Source organism: Colwellia sp. Arc7-D (genome assembly GCF_003061515.1).
Taxonomy (GTDB): Bacteria; Pseudomonadota; Gammaproteobacteria; order Enterobacterales; family Alteromonadaceae; genus Cognaticolwellia.
In genome coordinates this window covers 3,430,642-3,449,291 of record NZ_CP028924.1, presented here as the reverse complement: position 1 = coordinate 3,449,291, position 18,650 = coordinate 3,430,642, and the positions used below count along the sequence as shown (strand labels likewise).

General features: G+C 38.6%; 12 protein-coding genes. 6 read left to right on the top strand and 6 right to left on the bottom strand.

Features of this window, described 5'->3' with window-relative positions; all coding sequences use genetic code 11:
• Positions 1-138 precede the first annotated feature (138 nt).
• Positions 139-1,224, bottom strand: a complete 1,086-nt coding sequence (locus DBO93_RS14850) for an AraC family transcriptional regulator (RefSeq protein ID WP_239059009.1) — start codon at positions 1,222-1,224, stop codon at positions 139-141.
• 103 nt (positions 1,225-1,327) lie between these two features.
• On the opposite strand from DBO93_RS14850, the gene DBO93_RS14845 reads away from it, so the two are divergent.
• The 6 genes from DBO93_RS14845 to DBO93_RS14825 all read left to right on the top strand — a co-directional run bounded on the left by DBO93_RS14845 (position 1,328) and on the right by DBO93_RS14825 (position 8,633).
• A complete protein-coding gene (locus DBO93_RS14845) occupies positions 1,328-3,169 on the top strand; it encodes a DUF1302 domain-containing protein (RefSeq protein ID WP_108457032.1) in 1,842 nt (613 codons plus the stop codon).
• 53 nt (positions 3,170-3,222) lie between these two features.
• Positions 3,223-4,584 carry a DUF1329 domain-containing protein gene (locus DBO93_RS14840; protein ID WP_108457031.1) on the top strand — a complete coding sequence of 454 codons (1,362 nt, stop codon included), beginning with the start codon at positions 3,223-3,225 and terminating at the stop codon, positions 4,582-4,584.
• A 108-nt stretch (positions 4,585-4,692) separates the two neighbouring features.
• Positions 4,693-5,835 (top strand): MBL fold metallo-hydrolase, encoded by a 1,143-nt coding sequence (locus DBO93_RS19020; protein ID WP_239059008.1) that lies wholly within the window; start codon positions 4,693-4,695, stop codon positions 5,833-5,835.
• Complete coding sequence (locus tag DBO93_RS19015) at positions 5,733-6,671, top strand: alkyl sulfatase dimerization domain-containing protein (RefSeq protein ID WP_239059007.1); 939 nt, start codon at positions 5,733-5,735, stop codon at positions 6,669-6,671. The genes DBO93_RS19020 and DBO93_RS19015 overlap by 103 nt, the downstream gene beginning before the upstream one ends.
• A 39-nt stretch (positions 6,672-6,710) precedes the next feature.
• Entirely contained in the window at positions 6,711-8,336 is a 1,626-nt protein-coding gene (locus DBO93_RS14830; protein ID WP_108457030.1) for a choline dehydrogenase, read from the top strand.
• A 15-nt stretch (positions 8,337-8,351) separates the two neighbouring features.
• Positions 8,352-8,633 carry a DUF1145 domain-containing protein gene (locus tag DBO93_RS14825; protein WP_108457029.1) on the top strand — a complete coding sequence of 94 codons (282 nt, stop codon included), beginning with the start codon at positions 8,352-8,354 and terminating at the stop codon, positions 8,631-8,633.
• Positions 8,634-9,069: 436 nt separating this feature from the next.
• Here the strand turns inward: DBO93_RS14825 and DBO93_RS14820 are convergent, their stop codons facing one another.
• From DBO93_RS14820 to DBO93_RS14800, 5 genes are all read right to left on the bottom strand, one after another.
• Positions 9,070-11,205, bottom strand: a complete 2,136-nt coding sequence (locus tag DBO93_RS14820; protein ID WP_108457028.1) for a putative Ig domain-containing protein — start codon at positions 11,203-11,205, stop codon at positions 9,070-9,072.
• Between the two features lie 1,000 nt (positions 11,206-12,205).
• Positions 12,206-13,396 (bottom strand): alginate export family protein, encoded by a 1,191-nt coding sequence (locus DBO93_RS14815; RefSeq protein ID WP_108457027.1) that lies wholly within the window; start codon positions 13,394-13,396, stop codon positions 12,206-12,208.
• Positions 13,397-13,741: 345 nt separating this feature from the next.
• Positions 13,742-14,077, bottom strand: coding sequence for a nitrite reductase small subunit NirD (gene nirD / locus DBO93_RS14810; RefSeq protein ID WP_108457026.1), 336 nt, complete (start codon positions 14,075-14,077; stop codon positions 13,742-13,744).
• A 28-nt stretch (positions 14,078-14,105) separates the two neighbouring features.
• Complete coding sequence (gene nirB, locus DBO93_RS14805; RefSeq protein WP_108457025.1) at positions 14,106-16,649, bottom strand: nitrite reductase large subunit NirB; 2,544 nt, start codon at positions 16,647-16,649, stop codon at positions 14,106-14,108.
• A 224-nt stretch (positions 16,650-16,873) separates the two neighbouring features.
• Positions 16,874-18,646 (bottom strand): bifunctional protein-serine/threonine kinase/phosphatase, encoded by a 1,773-nt coding sequence (locus DBO93_RS14800; protein ID WP_108457024.1) that lies wholly within the window; start codon positions 18,644-18,646, stop codon positions 16,874-16,876.
• Between the last annotated feature and the right edge of the window lie 4 nt (positions 18,647-18,650).

Sequence of the window (18,650 nt, the reverse complement as noted above, 5' to 3'; positions counted from 1 at the left end):
CAACACAGCTATTTTTATCTGATTATTTTTCGAGCATAATTGTGAAAGGGGGGAGAGTAATAAATTAATTTTAATTTATTACCTTCAATGATTTAGCTGTTAGCGATGTGGTCGCTGAGTTAGTCATTTATTGGGTTTTTAAGGAGAGTTACTACCTTGTCGATAGTCACCAGGTGTTTGAGTTGTCCAACGTTTAAAAGCACGATTAAAATTACCGACACTTGAAAAACCCACTAAATAGCCAATCTCACTTAAGCTTAAATGTTTTTGAATAATGTAATTCATCGCTAACTTTTTACGTGTACTTTCTAAAATTTCTTTATAACTTGTGCCTTGATCATGGAGCTTACGTTGTAAATTTCGCAAACTCATACCAAGGTATTCTGCAATTTCAGTTTGTGATGGTGCACCAAGGGGTAATAACTCAAAAATTTTGTTTTTAATTGTATGGCTTAAATCATTTTTATCGACTCTGGCCATAAACTCGTCAAGCATTTTCTCATGGCTATGCGTTATTAAGGGGTTGCCACAAAGTAATTTTTCTTGGGTTTGCTTTAAATCAAATATGATCGAGGTTTGACTACTATCAAATTCAACTTCACAGTTAAAAAAGTCAGTTAAGTATGTTAAATCGTGGTTTGGGGTTGGATACGAGAAACAAACCTTTAATGGTGCAAAATCTGTCGAAACAAGCTCACGCGCAAAGCGAATAATTGTGGCTAAAAATGTCTCTACAGTTGTTTGAGATAAAATAGGGCGGTTAGTTGACTCATAAGTGAAAACGTCCATTTCGAAAATCAACTGTTCATTGCGCTCATGATTAAATAATTGGCATGTATTTGACACGACTCGCTTATAGTGAGCTATACGTTCTAAGGCATCGTAAAGGGTATTTGACGACATCATAGCGTAACCCAGAGCGTGAAACATCCCTGGATGAAATTGTTCTGCCACTAAAACAGAAAAGTCATGACGGCCAAGCGCTTTATTACAGTATTCAAGTAATTGGGAAAGGTTTTCTGCAGCAATACGAGATTCTTGATCTACCATTACGTCTTGTGAAATGCCACATTCTTTTAGAGCTTTGGCAGTATCGATGCCATGCGCAGCCATAACCCTTGAAATGGGGATCATCCAGCCTGTTAATGTAGAGTAATAATCTTGCACTGCATTGCCTAAGTTTTTGAAGGTATCCCATTCTACGAGATTTGCACGAAATGACAATAGGTTGGCACATTTAGCGAAATATTAATTAAATCATTGGCGTAATGTAATTGTAAGACTACTATTACATTATGTTTTACTAGACAATAAATAGGCGAATAATATGCTCAAAAATAACTATAAAATCAAGCCGATAGCTTTGGTAGTTGCCTTGGTTTTGGGGACATCTTCAGCAAATGCTGTTGATTTTAACCTAGGCGAAAATGAAGATATTTTATTGCAAATAAACTCTCAATTAGATATTGGCTCTAGTTGGCGACTTGGCGATGCAGACCCTCGCTTTATTGGTAAAACCAATGGTGGAACTGGTGGTACATCGACGACCGATGACGGTAATTTAAACTATGAAAAAGGTGATGCATACTCGCAAATTATTAAAGGTGTGCATGATATACAATTAAGTAAAGATAATTTTGGTGCTTTTGTTCGGGTGAAATATTGGTATGACTATGCCCTTAAAGACAAAGACGTACCACACGGTAATTCAAACAATGGCTACACACCTAACACACCGCTAAGCGATGATGGTTTTGAAGATAACACTAAATTTTCAGGTATAACTCTATTAGATGCCTACGTATATGCTTCATTTGATATAGGTGACGCTCCAGTAGATGTTCGTTTAGGTAGACAAGTGGTTAGTTGGGGAGAAAGTACATTTATACAAGGTGGCATGAATTCATCAAACCCATTTGATGTTGCTGCTTTAAGACGCCCAGGTGCTGATTTAAAAGAAGGTATTCTTCCGGTTGGCATGTTGTACGTTAACGCCGGTTTAACCGAAAACCTCAGTGTTGAAGCTTTTTATCAATATGAGTGGGAAAAAACTCAAATTGATGGCTGTGGTACTTATTTTTCAGGAGCAGATTTTGCAGCTACAGGCTGTAACTTTGTTTCAGTTGGCCCATTGGGTGATCAAGCAGGTTTAGCCGCTGGTTTAGCTGCAGAGCGACAAGCCGATGTTGAACCTGATGATGGAGGTCAATATGGTTTAGCTGCACGTTATTATTCAGAAGCCTTAAATGATACTGAATTTGGTTTGTATTATATGAACATTCATTCGCGCTTACCGTTAATTAATGCCATACGAACCAGTGTTCCACTTGCTACTGGTGATACTAGCACCGTTTTTGTCCCTAAAGCATTTGACCCTACCGGTGGAGCATTAGCGGCATTAAACCCAGCCTACAATATTGAGTTCCCTGAAGACTTAAAGTTTTATGGTTTAAGTTTCGCTACTAATGTTTCTGGCGTGGCTTTATCAGGTGAGCTTTCTTACAAGCCAGATACACCAGTGCAAATCAGTGGTCCTGAAATTCTCAACGGAGTGTTATCTGAAGCGCCTTTTTTACGTTACACCTCAAGAGTTACGGGTGTAGGCTATGGTCAAGAAGCAAAAGGTTGGGACGAGTTTGATGTTACCCAATTTCAAATGACCGCAATTCAGTTCTTTGATAATGCTATGGGAGCCTCACGTGTTACTGTTATCGCTGAAGTCGGCGTAATTTTAACCGATGGTGTTGAAGATTCAAACCAAAATTATGGCAGAAATTCAGTGTTTGGCTTAGGTGATTTTGATGCCGGTGGTGGTATCAATTGTACTAATTTAGTTGCTGCAGGTAATTTATCTGGCGATTGTCGTAGTGATGGTTATACCACAAATAGTGCATGGGGATATCGTCTGCGTAGTGTTTGGGAATATTCTGATGTGTTTGCTGGCGTTTCGTTAAAACCTACTTTATCTTGGGCACACGATGTTAGCGGTTATTCACCGGATCCGGGCCAACAATTTCATGAAGGTCGTAAAAACTTAGGCTTTTCTTTACAAGCCGCATACCAACAAAAATATACAGTAACTCTGGGTTATAACAATTACTCAGGTGGTAGCCACAATGTTTTAGAAGATAAAGATTTAATCTCGTTGGCTTTCGGCATTTCATACTAATCTAAGCCTTCTATTTATGAAGGTTTGAGAAAAGTTAATAAAAGAGAATTATAATGAAAAAATATATAACTACAGCAAGTTTACTGATGTTAACCATAGCATCAAGCTCAGTTTTAGCAAAAGTTAGCCCAGAAGAAGCAGCTAAGTTAGGCACAACATTAACACCATTAGGTGCTGTAATGTCAGCAAATGCCGCAGGTACTATTCCTGCATGGACCGGTGGGTTAAATAGTAAAAACTCAACGAAAAGTGAAGACTCAGGACGACCTGCACATCCTTTCTCCGCAGATAAGCCTTTGATGGTCATTACGTCTGCAAATTATAGTGATTACAAAAACAATTTGAGCCCTGGCCAAATCGCTATGTTTGAAAAATATGCTGATTATAAAATGCCTATTTATAAATCAAAACGTACAGCGGCATACTCAGATGATTTATATGGTGTAATAAAGAAAAATGCCACTACAGCTGAGTTAGTGCAATCGGGCAATGGTATTATAAATTTCGATACTGCTATCCCTTTTCCAATTGCTAAAAATGGCTCAGAAGTCATTTGGAACCATATAACTCGTTATCGAGGAGGCACAGCTAAACGCTTTTTAACCACGATTCCTGTGCAATCAAATGGTTCATTTGTGCCCGTAAAAATGAATGATCAACTCGTTTGGCCTGAATTTTTAAAAGAGGGTCGTGATGCCGATAAAGATGACAATATTTTATTCTATTATTTACAAGAAATTACTGCTCCTGCACGTTTAACAGGTACAGCATTATTAGTGCATGAAACTATTGATCAAGTTAAAGAAGCACGTAAAGCTTGGGTTTATAATGCAGGTCAACGTCGTGTGCGTCGTGCTCCTAATGTTGCTTATGATGGTCCAGGCGCAGGTACTGATGGTTTAAGAGCTACCGATAACTACGATATGTATAATGGTGCTCCAGATCGTTATGACTGGAAATTAATTGGCAAAAAAGAGCTTTATATTCCATATAACTCTTATAACTTACTTGATACCAACGCAAAATATGAAGACTTGATAGAAGAAGGTCATTTAAATGCTGACTACTTAAGATATGAGTTGCACCGTGTTTGGCAAGTGGAAGCAACATTAAAAGAAGGCGCACGACATATTTATGCTAAACGTACCTTCTTTATTGACGAAGATACTTGGGGTGCGTCAGTGATCGATCATTACGACGGTCGTGGTGAACTTTGGAAGTTGTCAGAAGCACATAACATTCAGTTTTATGATGTAGATACACCTTGGATGGTTGCTGAAACTTTATATGACTTAAATTCAGGACGTTATTTAGTGACTGGTTTAAGTAATGAAGAGCCAACCTTTATGATTTTTGGCGAAAAAGTTAAACGTACTGACTTCTCAACATCGGCATTGAGACGCTTAGGACGATAAACAAATAAAATCTAGCTGATTCTTACTGTTGAATGTATTTTCAATAGTTTTAATCAGCTTTTTTTTTACTTTTTTTCCACTTTTCATTACTTTTTTAAGAGAAATAGCATGTTAAAACCTCGTTTACCCTTGCTTGGGGTTATATATTGTACTTTGTTAGCCGCAATCAGTACGGCCAATGCCAATACAAATACCGAGCTAAAGCCCGCCAGTAAATATACTGTTGCTCACCAAGCCGAGTTATTAAAAAACTTACCTTTTAGCGATAAACTTGATTTTACTTTGGCTGAAAAAGGCTTAATTAAGCGACCTGAAAAACTCATTATTAAAGACCAAGCCGGAAATGTAGTTTGGGAACTGGGCAACTATAAATTTTTACTCGATAACAAGAACATTGACACAGTAAATCCCAGTTTATTGCGCCAAGCTAAGTTAAATATGGCTTATGGTTTGTATCAAGTGACTGACCGTATTTATCAAGTAAGAGGTTACGACTTAGCCAATATTACTTTTATAAAAGGGGATAGTGGTTGGATTATTTTTGATCCTCTTTTAACGGCAGCGACTTCCAGAGCTGCATTGGCTTTAGTAACGCAAGAGTTAGGCGAATTTCCAGTCAAGGCTGTGGTTTACAGCCATGCCCATGCTGATCATTTTGGTGGTGTAAAAGGCGTGGTTAGCCAAGCACAGGTTGACTCAGGTGAAGTTGAAATTATTGCACCTCGTGGCTTTATGGAGCATGCCATTAAAGAAAATGTACTAGCCGGCAATGCCATGACACGTCGCGCCACTTATCAATATGGTAATGCGCTAGCAAAAGGTGCTAAAGGGCAAGTTGATGCGGCCATTGGTAAGGGTTTATCGACGGGTTACATTGGTTTGATTACGCCAACTCGAGAAATTTTGGCTGATGAAGAAACCCTCGTTGTTGATGGTATTGAAATGGTGATGCAAAACACACCGGGTACTGAATCACCTGCTGAAATGAATACTTATTTTCCGCAATTTAAAACTTTGTGGTTGGCTGAAAACGTCACTGGCACATTACATAATGTTTATACTTTACGGGGGCTGAAGTACGAGATTCGCAAGCGTGGAGTAAATTTATCAATAAAGTTATTTACCGTTTTGCTCATGACAGCGATGTCATGTTTGCTTCACATTCTTGGCCTAGATGGGGTAAAGAGTACATTGTTGAAGTGTTGGAAAAACAACGTGATATGTACGGTTTTTTGCATGATAAAACCTTAAATCTTGCCAATAAAGGTATCACTATTAATGAGATACATAACCAACTAGCGGTACCTGATGTGTTAGCGCATCAGTGGTACAACCGTGGTTATCATGGCACTTATTCTCATAATGTTAGAGGCATTATCAATAAGTACTTAGGTTTTTATGATTCTAACCCCGCTAACCTTAATAAACTGAGCCCAACTGAGTCGTCAGTGAAATATGTTGAGTTAATGGGTGGGGCAGAAAATGTATTAACTCAGGCGAAAAAAGCATTTAAAAAAGGTGAATATCGCTGGGTAGCCGAGTTATTAAATCATTTGGTTTTTGCTCAGCCAGACAATACACAAGCAAAAAACTTACAAGCCGACACCTTAGAACAGTTGGGTTATCAGGCTGAAAATGCGGGCTGGCGTAATAGTTATTTAGCTGCAGCTTTTGAATTACGTCACGGTATTCCTAAAACAGCGAAAGCAACGAAAGCGGGTCCCGACATGATCAAAGCCATGAGCAGCGAGCTTATTTTTGATTATCTTGGTGTCCGTTTAAATAGCGATAAAGCCTTGGCTCATCAATTTAAAATTAATGTTATTTTTCCTGACCGTAATGAAAAATTCTTATTAGAACTTAAGAACGCGCATTTAAATAACATTGAAAACGTACAAGACAAAAAAGCAGACTTAACCGTAACGATTAACCGAAAAGACTTAAACTTTTTATTGCTAAAACAAGTGTCATTTCAGCAACTAGTTGAATCAGGAAAAATGCAGCTTGATGGGAATGGTCAAGTCTTTGGGCAACTGTTAATTATGATGGATGAATTTCCATTCTGGTTTAATGTTGTTACACCTTAAGTCGCTAAATTCAGCTGAATAAATAATAGAGGTATTGTTTTGCAAACTCAAACAAAAAACAGGCATGAATTTGATTACATCATTGTTGGCGCTGGCTCAGCAGGTTGTGTATTAGCTAATAGACTAAGTGAAAATGGTCAACACAGTGTGTGTTTATTAGAAGCAGGTAGTAACAACAACAGCATGTTAGTTAATACCCCAGGTGCTTTTGCTGCCTTTATGTTTTTGAAAAAATTCAATTGGAGCTTTAATGCTAAGCCTAAGCGAGATATTCGTAATGGGACAGCCTTGTTTGTTCCGCGTGGGCGTGGCTTAGGCGGTAGCTCTGCAACCAATGCCATGCTTTATCTTCGAGGTCAGAAACAAGATTACGACCATTGGGCTGAATTAGGTAATGCGGGTTGGTCATTTGATGATATTTTGCCTTATTTTAAGAAGTCTGAAACTAATCAACGTGGAGAAAGCGAATTTCATGGCGATAGCGGGCCGTTGCAAGTTACTGACCGACCGGTTTTCTATGATATTAGTAAGCGTTATATTGAGGCGGGTCAACAAGCTGGTTTTAAGTTTAGCGAAGACTTTAATGGTGCTGATCAAGAAGGTGTTGGTTATTACCAGTGTACAATAAAAGATGGCAAGCGTTGTTCTGCTGCTCATGCCTATTTATTGCCGGTACTTGCGAGAGAAAGTTTGACAGTATTAACCGATGCACAAGTAAGCAAAGTGCTAATTAAAGACAAACGAGCCTATGGCGTTAATGTTTTTATTAAAGGTGAACAACGCATCATAACAGCTAAAAAAGAGGTGATTTTAAGTGGTGGTAGTATCGCTTCGCCTCAGTTATTAATGCTCTCTGGTATTGGTGACAAAAATGAACTTACACAGCATGGTATTGAATGTTTACATGAACTTAAAGGGGTTGGAAAAAACCTAAGAGAACATGTCGATGCTTGTGTATTAGTCAAAAGTAAAAAAACAGACGGCTTTACCACATCGGTTTCAGGTTTACTAAAAATGCTGCCAGACGTGATTAAATATATTACAGGTAAAAAAGGTAAACTCGCCAACAGTATTCTTGAAGCGGGGGGCTTTATTAAGTCGACCGAAGATGCCCCAAGTCCTGATATTCAATTACATATGTTGCCTTTGTTATATGACGATAATGGTCGAGATTTTAAGCTGCTATCTCAGCATGGTTTTTCATGTCATGTTTGTGTGCTTCGCCCAGAAAGCACAGGTACGGTATCGCTAAAATCAGCTAATTACAAAGATGCACCCGAGATCGATTTTAACTTTTTTTCTGATGTCGCAGGAAAAGACCAGGCAGTATTAACTAATGGTATGCGTCAGCTACGTAAAATATTAACCGCTCCAGCATTAGCCCAACATTATGATAACGAAGTGCATCCAGGCAACGCTTTTGAAACCGATGAGCAAATTTTTGCTAAAGCAAAAGAGCGTTTAGGTACGGTTTATCATCCGGTTGGTACCTGTAAAATGGGTAATGATGATATGGCAGTGGTCGATAATCAGTTAAAAGTTCATGGTATTGAAAATCTTCGAGTGGTTGACGCTTCCATTATGCCAACCCTTGTTAGTGGTAACACAAACGCGCCAACGATGGCGATTGCCGAAAAAGCTTCGGATATGATTTTGGCGCATTAATTTAGGAAGTTACAGATGTTAAATGCAGTTATATATAGTCTAAAAACTTTACTGACGGGATTATGGATTTTAGCCATATTAGGTCTATTGTCCTTGTCACCACTACCAACAGAAGTTCAATTTTATGTTTCACTACTAGCTTGTATTACTCTTTTGGTGCACTTTGTTGAGTTTTTTGCCATGAAAACTAAATTTAAAAGCCAAAGTGGGTTAGCAATGAACTTTGGACAAACCATGCTTTGGGGGTTTGGTTATTGGCTGCCTATTTTGAAGAACTCTACTGAACAAGTTGATTAAAAAAAATAATTGCAGATTTAAAAGTCATTAGAAAATAACGACCACATTCAGGAAACTGGCTGTGGTTTTTTATTGATTTGTAAATTGCTATTAAAACGCAAAGCAAATGAGGTTACTTAACATAACCTGTAGCTCGGCTTTAGCCCTTTAAATTTAAGGGGTTAATACCAATCTATGATAGAAAACTGTAGTTTTGTTCTTAAGCTTCATTTAACAATTGTCGGCGTAAACACCGATCTACAAAAAGATATCTCCCTAAAGATGGTTCTTATACCTTGAATTTAAATGCTCATCCTGTCTTACTCTTTGGTCAATTATTTAATCCATTTAGTATTATTTTTTAAGTGTACGAATAGCATAATTAACCCATAAAGAAGGGGTTACATAATGAATGTAACCCCTTCTATCAAGCCTAACTTATGACAATAATTTAGAACTATTCAAAATGTCCAAAAGTGATATTGTCAAAGTAGTTCACGGTATCAGACGCTCTGCCATCCATAAAGTCTGGGAAAACTATCACCGAATCAATGTTAATAGTTTCAGCTAAGCCAATGCGGCTAGTGAAATCAAAAGTAAGCTCTTCCCATTCATTAATCTTAGTATTCGCTACTTTAATTTCTGGTTGTGCCGCTGCGCCCACTGAGAACTTTAAGGCCACGTCGCTGATAACTGACTTATACACCATGATTTTAACAATGCTGTTAGTCGCATCCATAGTGAATGGCGTTGTATTAGCCGCTGTAGTCTCAGTTCCTGCCCATGGTTGACCTGCCATTCTAGCGGTGAACATAGCAACAGTTGCTGAGTTATTCGCTGTTGACGACCCTGGATTAGCAACAAACGCTAATGCAGGGTTATCTACATTTTCAAAAACAGCCCATGTAAAGTCACTACCTAAACCCGCAACCTCAAAATCATAAGGCGTGCCTGATGCGACAAAAGTTTGTACTGGAGCCGCTTCAGCCGCAGGGGTAGTAAAATCATCAAAGTAGAAAGTCCAGTTAGCGGCATCAACTTCAGCGTCACCCATGACGCCATTATCAAAAATTAGGGTAAGTCTGGTTTCACTAGTACTCGTAGCACCTGTAAAGTCAAAACTTAACTCTTCCCAACCTGAGCCAGTATGATTGACTGTTCTTTCTGCATTCACATCATCAAATTTAACTAATACTGGCACGACACGTGACGACCAAACTTTCATGGTAACCATGCTGTTTGCTGGAATTGCTACAGGCGTTGCAAATGTTAAGGTAGAGCCGCCCCAAGTTTCGCCGGCAAATTTTTGCATTTGTCCTACTTGAGCGCTGGTATTGATGCCTGTGGCATCGGGGTTAGCAATAACCATTGCTACGCCGCCATTAAAGTCACCAAATGTATACGTTTCAGGTGCGGCTTCAAAGTCATTTACAACGGTAGGGCCGGGGACGATAACCACTTCTGGAGCAGCAGGAGTGGTGAAATCATCAAAGTAGAAAGTCCAGTTAGCGGCATCCACTTCAGCGTCACCCATGATGCCATTATCAAAAATTAGGGTAAGTCTACTTTCACTGGTACTTGTGGCACCTGTGAAGTCAAAGCTTAATTCTTCCCAACCTGTGCCAGAATGAGTAACTGTTCGCTCGGCGTTCATATCGTCAAATTTAACCAATACATCTACCGTACGCGAAGACCAAACTTTCATGGTAACCATGCTGTCGGCGGGGATTGTTACTGGTGTAGCCAATGTTAGGGTAGAACCGCCCCAAGTTTCACCGGCAAACTTCTGCATTTGTCCAACTTGAACGCTGGTATTGATGCCTGTGGCATCGGGGTTAGCAACAACCATTGCTGCCCCACCATTAAAATCACCAAAGGTGTATGTTTCAGGCGCATTTTCAAATGAAATAATATCAACTGAAGGTGCAACATCACCAACGTTAATGTTAAAGGTTTGTGCAGTCTCGTCAGTTCCATCAGTAACAGTTAACGTGATCGCTGTAGTCGCAATATCACCAGATGCTGGTGTTCCTGACAATATACCTGTTGCAGAATCAAAGGTTAACCATGAAAGTGCACTAGGAACAGTTGTTGACATAGTCAGCGTATCATTGTCAGCATCGGTTGCAGTTAAAGTATAAATATAAGCTTCGCCAACAGTCGCGCTAGTCATTGCTGAACTAGTAATAACAGGGGCATTATTTGCCGCTATCGGCATAGTTACCGTAATAGTAAAAGATTGGGTTACCTCGGCAGTGCCATCACTAACGGTTAATGTTATTGCATGGTCGCCCGAGTCGCTTTCTACCGGTGTACCGCTTAATACGCTAGTTGCGCCGTCAAACGAAAGCCACGCTGGTAAATTAGCCGCTGTGGACGTTAATGCGTCACCGTCGGCATCACTTGATACTAACGTATATGAATATAGAGTGCCCGCGACTACCGTATTCATCGCTGTGCTAGAAATTACCGGTGCTGAGTTTACGACTGGTTCCGGATCTTTTTTTGAATCTGAACCACCACAAGCACTAAGAGTTATGCCCAAGCTTAAGGTGATAATTGTTTTAATAAATTTACTCTTTGATTTATTCATTTGTTTTCCCCAAAAATGAATAGAAGCTTTCCGTTATTAAAAAAGTACACACTATAAAACTGTATTTACATGATTAATATAGAAAATCTTGGCTATTGTTAGTGTTGTTATAATTTTAAATAGCGAGGTCAAGTTATTCTCATTGCAAAATCACAACAGTAAAATACTTTAACTAGTGCCAAAATTTACAGTACAGTAATTAACCACTATAACTATGGATATTCGGTGAAGGGGTATATTTATCTAGATGAAAAGGTGAAGCGTTACATAAATAAGCTGAGTGGATAAGTTAGTGATTATAATCTTGTATTACTTGTCGGATTTTAGCGCCAAAATTTAGAAAAGAAGCTAGATTTCAACTTCATTATCGATTTAAGTAGAAAGGTTAGCCTTTTGATAGAGTGAATGTTAGCTGTAAATAATTGGAGCTAATACACCCGTAAATATGGCTAATAGTTATATTTACACTTATCGTTGTTGATTTTTTATTCGTATCAGTGAAATAACACTAACTAAATTATATGGTTAGATTACTGCTAGATTTAATATAGTGGATTAGCTGATTTAGAGATCCCTTTTTATAGGTTTATTAATTTTGCTATTACTGAAAAAACTGACAGTATTTACAATTTTGTTGATGTTCGCTTTTTATCGTCAAGCGAACATTGAATATGAAAATGTCCACATTGTTACTATAACTTAAAAGCGTTATCCGAATATTTTTACTTAGCAGTGAGCCTTGGCACTGACGAAAATTTAGTAATACAACTCAGAGCTGAATTTCCTATATTAGATTTACCCGTGCAGTAAAACCTATCTATTTATAGTTATAACCGAATGGAGTGAGGCACTTATTTATCAGTTATATACTGAAACCTAGCACTAATATCCATTTTAGTACTAGGTTTGTCGGGGTAATTATTATTTACTTCGAGCAAGCTTATTTCAGTAATGCTAAGGTCGAAGTTATTCAATCTTAGCTCATGCTTTGTTCATTAACCTAAAATTTAGCCCCAACCCAGAGCCAAAATTTATCAGTATCAAGGTTACCTGCGGCTGAATCACCTGCTGAATAAGCCGCATACTTTATACCTGCTCTGTAATTTTGTGCAAATTTTTTCGTGTAAACTGCATTAATTTCATTGCCCAAATCGTCGACAGTATCGGTTGATTCATCAGCACTGTAATCATGAAATGTAACAGTCCAACCACCACCGAATACTTTGCCTGAAATTGAGGCATAAAGATCAACCAAGCCTTCTTTTGGTGTGTTTAAAAATTGATCTGCCCAACCATTGAATTTATGCAGTGTTGCGAGTGGTGTTGAAAATCCGTACGTTGCTTCATCACTGCCCAGTACCTCTGCACCTAATTTAAGGGTTAGAGTATCAAAACTGTATCCACCCTGAATGGCCATATAACTTGCAGAATACTCAGTTGTTCCGTGCTCTGAATCTTGAGCAGCAAACTCGGCTGAATATGAAAACTTGTCTTTTTTACCGTTAAAACTTATACCGAAAGTATCTAAGCTATTAGCCGTACCTTCATCAACTTCTAAAAGGTAGCTGTATGCTGTTAGTTTGCCATAACTTGTTTTATAGGCGATGTTAAGTAAATGATCTTTCGAATCAAAATCCTTTTCATCGGAAAAAATACGATTACGCTTATTTATGTAGCTATAGCTCATTTTTATATTGTCTAATGCCGCATAAGTTATGGTTGCTGCATCAAATGTTTGTCTATCTTGACGCCATCCTACATGCCCAACATAACGATGGTTATCTAAGGTGATGACTTGGCGACCAACTTTAGCGGTAACTCCATCTTTTTTATATTGTACAAAAGCTTGGTCTAATTCAGTGGTTTCTGGGTCGGCAATAACTGAATATTCAGTATTATTACCAACAGTATCGTTATAGTCGTTAACACCGGCTATTTGGCGAGAGTCTTCAAATTCAACTACACCTGAGAAACCATTATAATTTGCACTGGTGTAATTTAATCGCGTGCGTAATGTTAAAGCCGAAGCATTTTTACTTGAGTTATCTTGATCAACTGCTTCATAGCGCAAGTTTAAATCGATACTGGTTTTAGCTTTGTTTTCAAGCTCATTATTTGCGTTGGCGTTTACACAGGTGCTGGCTAATAAAATCAGCGCAATTTGCGTTGAAATTTTTACTGCTGGTTGCATGGTTTATCCCTTTAGTTTTCATTTTCAATTTTAGGTTATTAAATTAAATAAATGGTACATAGCAGTGATAGAGCAGCATTCATGCCATTATATAAAAATTATATTTATCAATTACTTATGGTTTTTATGAAGGAGGTTGATTTGTGAGTTGTAATGTTTTGATGCATGGCTGCCCCAATATAAATGCTGGGTTTACTTAGTTTATTTAGCATTTGAAAGGGAAAGTTGTTGTTGCTTGGTAAGGATAAATAGTGAGGTAGCTTTTTTCATTTACTCATTACGATAAAAAAACCTCAACTTAGTCGCCTAAATTGAGGTTTACAAAACAGAATATTTGTTATCTATTTAACCAAAAATCTCTAACTTTCCATCAGATATACGTGTTTCGTAAGTCTGAATAGCGAAGTCATCGTTATCTAAACAAGCGCCAGAATGTAAAACGAAACGCTGTTTTAATAAGGGTGAAGCCACGTAAATATCACCTTTAGTTTCGCCAATTAAACCGCGATATAACACGTTAGCTTTACCAAAAGGGTCAAAGTTAGAAACGGCAAATACTTTGTCATTTCCAACCTGAAATAAAGCGACTTGTTCTTGGTTTGCTAATAACGCACAAACGCCTGAGTTTTTCACTAAATCGCTTGTTGGGCAGATGGTTTGCCAGGTGCTTTCTGTTGTCATGGTATTTTCCTTTCTTATTCGTAAACTTTTATGCAGGCGTTAAGTCAACTGCTTGGATTTTAACACCGTATTTTTTCTCTTCATCCTTAGCGGGACGAATTTGTTCACGCTCAGTAACGAATTCAATATTGCCATCGATAGCATCTGAGTTAACAAACTGACGAAAACGTTTTAATTGTTCTTCACTTTCAATAGTGGTTTTCCATTCACATTGATAGGTGTCTACAACATTTTGCATTTGTTTTTCTAATTCATCATTAATGCCTAAATGGTCATCTTTAACGATTTTTTCCATATAAGGTAAACCACCTTCTAGGTTGTCTAACCAAACGGAAGTACGGGTTAATCTATCTGCTGTACGAACATAGAACATTAAGTAGCGGTCAATATATTTAATGAGTGTTTCATCGTCTAAATCAGTAGCAAATAAATCACCATGGCGAGGTTTCATACCACCATTGCCACTGACATATAAATTCCAGCCATTTTCTGTAGCAATGATGCCGATGTCTTTACTTTGCGCTTCTGCACACTCACGAGTACAACCCGAAACGGCAAACTTAATTTTGTGTGGTGAACGTAAGCCTTTGTAACGATCTTCTAATCGAATCGCCATGGCCATGCTGTCTTGCTGTCCGTATCTGCACCAAGTGCTACCAACACAAGATTTAACCGTACGTAACGATTTACCATAGGCGTGACCTGTTTCCATGCCAGCATCAATCAAGCGTTTCCATATAGCAGGCAATTGGTCGACACGTGCACCAAATAAATCAATACGTTGGCCGCCAGTAACTTTAGTGTAAAGGTTGTATTCTTTCGCCACCTCACCAATAACAATTAACTTATCTGGTGTTACTTCACCACCAGGCATGCGAGGTACAACAGAGTAAGTGCCATCTTTTTGCATGTTACCTAGGAAGATATCGTTGGTGTCTTGCAGCGAAACATGGTCTGGTTTTAAAATGTAGTCGTTCCATACCGAAGCAAGAATAGATGCCGCGGCCGGTTTACATATTTCACAACCCAAACCTGAACCGTGTTTTTCTACTAGCACGTCAAAGTTTTTAATTTGTTCGGCTTGCACAATGTGAAATAGCTCAACACGGCTATAAGCAAAATGTTCACAAAGATCTGTGCTGATTTCAACTCCACGTTTTTCTAGTTCGTGATCGGTAACTTTTTTCAATAATGCAGCACAACCACCACAACCTGTAGCGGCTTGAGTTGATGATTTAACTTGACCAACATCTACTGCTCCACAATCAATCGCCGCAATAATGTCGGCTTTTGTCACGTTTAAACAAGAACAGATAGTGGCGGTATCCGGTAAAGCATCAACGCCTAATGTTGGTTTTTCGCCTGAGCTCGGTAAAATTAAACCGTCTGGATTTTCAGGTAATTCAATACCATTTAAGGCGTATTGTAATAATGAATCGTATTCGCTGGTATCACCGACTAACACCGCACCTATTAATTCTTTACCGTCTGGGCTAACAACAATTTTTTTATAAATTTGGTCAGGTTGGTTTGAGTAAACATAACTTTTACAACCTTCGGTTCGCGCATGAGCATCGCCAATTGAACCTACGTCCATGCCCATTAATTTTAATTTTGTGCTCATATCAGCACCGGTGAATTGTTGTTCACCACCAATAATGTTATCAACAGCAACTTTTGCCATGGTGTAACCTGGGGCAACTAAACCGAAGATAAAGTTATTCCAAAGTGCACATTCACCAATCGCGTAAATACTTTCATCAGAAGTTTTACAGTTATTATCGACAACAATTCCGCCACGTTCGCCAACAGATAAATCAAATTCACGCGCTAGGTTGTCGTATGGACGAATACCAGCAGAAAATAAAATAACGTCAGTTTCTAAATGCGAACCATCAGCAAAATTCATTCGATGAACACATTCTTCGCCATCAACAATCTCATTGGTTGCTTTTTGAGTATGCACTTGCACGCCAATACCTTCGATCATCGAGCGTAACAATGCGCCGCCGTCGGTATCTAATTGCACGCCCATAAGTTGTGGAGCAAATTCAACTACATGAGTTTGTAAACCTAACTCTTTAAGCGCGTTAGCGGCTTCTAAGCCTAATAAACCGCCGCCAACAACAACACCAACTTTGCCGGCTTTAGCTGATGCTTGAATATCGTCTAAATCTTGAATGGTGCGATAAACTAAACAATGATCACGTTCTTTACCTGGAATAGGGGGAACAAATGGATATGAACCTGTAGCCATAACAAGCTTATCGTATGCGTAGGTTTCACCCGATTCAGTGGTTACCTCTTTCGCTGCTTTGTCAATGTGGGTTACTTTTGCGTTGGTGAAAAAATTAACGCCAATTTCGTTGTAATAGGCTGGCGAAGTCATTGCTAAATCTTCAGCCGTTTTACCAGAAAAATACTCTGATAGGTGAACACGGTCATAAGCTAAACGGTCTTCAGCTGATAATACGGTAATTTCATAGCCTTCATGTTTAGCCATTTCATCAACAAAGTGATGACCTACCATGCCATTACCAACGACGACGATTTTTCGTGGTTGTGTGTTCATATTTTACAATCCTATTTCTTTGAATTACCGCTGTATTTGCGGAACTAAATAATGAATGGGTATTTGCAATAAACGAACCAGTTAACTTTTATTAATTAATTCAAAGGGGTAGGTTTTTAACTAGGTGTCAATTGAGAGAGGTTGCACTATCGTGAAGATATTCACGCACCAAGGATGTGCGTGAAATGTATGAACTATAAATTTATAAATAAAGACATTACTGGTTAATAGAGTAATGCGGCAATTAGCCCAATAAACAATATAGCTGATAATGATTGCCAAAATAAAATCGGGTTACGTTTTAATAAAGGCTGACTTTTATATTCTTCTACTGCGTTTGTTTTTGGGTTACTTAAATCAGCAAAGAATTCTGAAAAGGCTTTGTAGCGTAACTTTGGATCCGCCGCTGTAGCTTTTTGTAAGCTTAAATCTAGCCATAAAGGTAGTTCAGGTCGAAACTGTTTAATGCTGCGATATTGCATGCTGTAATAACCTTTAATTGTTACTTCAGCCCGTTGCATGGGTTTATACGGTAGCTCGCCTGACAGCATTTCATAGCAAATAACGCCTAATGAGAATAAGTCGCTTTGATTATCTGCTTTCATATGTAATAGCGTTTCAGGCGCAATATAGTTTAAAGAACCAAACGGTACTTCTTCTTTTATTGTTTCTTGATTCTCATCCAGTGAAGCAACAAATACGGTGCCGTAATCAATCAATTTAATGTGACCATATTGGTCGATCATGATGTTGTCGGGTTTTAAATCACGATGTACTAAATCTAAACGCTGAAACGCTCGCAATGCGCTAATAACTTGTTTCATTATATCGCGAACTAATGCAATGCTCGGTTTAGGATTGTCATGTAACCACTCGCCTAAGGTTTGGCCTTGCAGGTATTCACAAACATGATATAAAAACTGGCTGTTTTTTCTTCCGGGTAGCACGCGCATTACGTTACCGTGCTTAATACGTTCGCCAACCCAAGCTTCACGCATAAAGCCTTGCAAATAAATGGCATCTTCTGAAAAATTGGCTGAAGGTGCTTTTAAAACATAAGGTTTATCTGTTGCTAAATCGACCACCAAATATAAATGTGAACGGATACTCGCGTGGATAACTTTTTTAACTAAGTAGCCGTCCAGCTTCTGGCCAACTTTTAATGCTGGAGGTATCGCCTTTGCACTCAAATCACGTTGAATTTCAGTGAGTTTACGATTTGGTACTGCCTGCACATATACCAATAAACAGGTAACATTGTCATTACTACCTTGTTCAAGAGCGGTGTTAACAATTTTTAATGCAAGGGCTTCCAAATCAGATTTTTTTGGTGAAAGCGGCAAAGAATCAAACAATGATTGAAAAGTGGGCTTGGTAATATAGTCATGAATACCATCACAACTTAGCATGTATAAATCGCCAGATTGTAAGTCAATTTTATGAACATCAACCTCTAAACGATTATCAGCACCTAATGCTCTTGTTAATAAAGCCTGTTGCCCAATTTGCTTACGATTATGATCACGTGTAATAACCTCTAACTGCTGATTGCGATATTTGGTTATGCGAGTATCACCGACATGAAAAATATAACCAGTGGTAGATTTAGCAATTAAGGCTGAAAAAGTGGTCAACCATTGTGGAGAGTTTTCATCGGCTAAGCCTTCAACAAAGCCACCTTGTGAATATAGCCAGTTATTTAAGCTGGTTAATACTTTGGCTGCCGACTTTTGAGTTGACCATGTTTCAGGGGTTACAAGGTATTCTTGAATAAACTGAGTTACAGCAAGTTGAGAAGCATCCGCAGCTTTGTTTGCGCTCGATAGCCCGTCAGCAATCGCCGCAACAGCACCTTTAGCACGTAATTCGTGACTATCAGGCACAATAGCAGCGAAAGCATCTTCGTTTTCGGCTTTTAAACCTTTAGAAGAAAAACCGCCAATACACAATTGCAAATCTGCAGCTGTGCGTTGGTCTTGTTGGGTTTCATTGCTCATAGTT

Excerpts from the sequence above, each read along its gene's own strand:
- DBO93_RS14815 (WP_108457027.1), bottom strand. The coding sequence starts at position 13,396 with ATGCAACCAGCAGTAAAAATTTCAACGCAAATTGCGCTGATTTTATTA.
- DBO93_RS14840 (WP_108457031.1), top strand. The coding sequence starts at position 3,223 with ATGAAAAAATATATAACTACAGCAAGTTTACTGATGTTAACCATAGCA.
- DBO93_RS19020 (WP_239059008.1), top strand. The coding sequence starts at position 4,693 with ATGTTAAAACCTCGTTTACCCTTGCTTGGGGTTATATATTGTACTTTG.
- nirB (WP_108457025.1), bottom strand. The coding sequence starts at position 16,649 with ATGAACACACAACCACGAAAAATCGTCGTCGTTGGTAATGGCATGGTA.
- nirD (WP_108457026.1), bottom strand. The coding sequence starts at position 14,077 with ATGACAACAGAAAGCACCTGGCAAACCATCTGCCCAACAAGCGATTTA.
- DBO93_RS14820 (WP_108457028.1), bottom strand. The coding sequence starts at position 11,205 with ATGAATAAATCAAAGAGTAAATTTATTAAAACAATTATCACCTTAAGC.
- DBO93_RS14845 (WP_108457032.1), top strand. The coding sequence starts at position 1,328 with ATGCTCAAAAATAACTATAAAATCAAGCCGATAGCTTTGGTAGTTGCC.
- DBO93_RS14800 (WP_108457024.1), bottom strand. The coding sequence starts at position 18,646 with ATGAGCAATGAAACCCAACAAGACCAACGCACAGCTGCAGATTTGCAA.
- DBO93_RS19015 (WP_239059007.1), top strand. The coding sequence starts at position 5,733 with ATGTTTGCTTCACATTCTTGGCCTAGATGGGGTAAAGAGTACATTGTT.
- DBO93_RS14825 (WP_108457029.1), top strand. The coding sequence starts at position 8,352 with ATGTTAAATGCAGTTATATATAGTCTAAAAACTTTACTGACGGGATTA.